1 pseudogene is annotated in these 521 nt (G+C 67.8%); it reads left to right on the forward strand.

Features of this window, described 5'->3' with window-relative positions:
• Nucleotides 1-254: 254 nt before the first annotated feature.
• Nucleotides 255-521 (forward strand): annotated as a pseudogene (locus IJ15_RS0124055) (hypothetical protein); the annotation flags it as partial.

Below are 521 nucleotides of genomic sequence, written 5' to 3' on the forward strand. Positions count from 1 at the left end.
TGTGTGTGACGATCTGTTACACGCTCGCAGCCGGACCGCAACAAGGTCCGGCTCTGGACGGGGAAAATCGGGGGATTCGGATGAGCGCATCTGCGCCCCATCTCGATCCAAGGGCATGCCCGACTCACCCCGACACCAGGCGTCGCCAAGGCCCATGCCAGGGCGGCGCCAACCTGTCAGTAGGGCACTCGGGCAGTCACAGCTGGGTTCGACCGAACCTCCTGGCCGAGTCGACATCCGTATGGGGGAAGTACATGCGAAAGAACACCACCCGCTCCGCCGTGCTGGCGGCCACCGCCGCGCTGGCCCTGGTCGGCGGCGGCGTCGCGAACGCCGCCGGATCGGCCGAAGGCAGCTCCGGTAGCAGCGGCAGCCTGTCCAGTTCCGAAGGCAGTAGCGGCTCGTCCGGCAGCAGTGGCTCCTCGACCGGATCGTCGGCCGCACCCGGCACGCCGTACGAGTTCGAGAACTGGGACACCTGCCGGCTCGATCTGGTCTACAACCCCGTCACCGACCTGGGC

This window comes from Prescottella defluvii, assembly GCF_000738775.1.
In the GTDB taxonomy this organism is placed as follows: domain Bacteria; phylum Actinomycetota; class Actinomycetes; order Mycobacteriales; family Mycobacteriaceae; genus Prescottella; species Prescottella defluvii.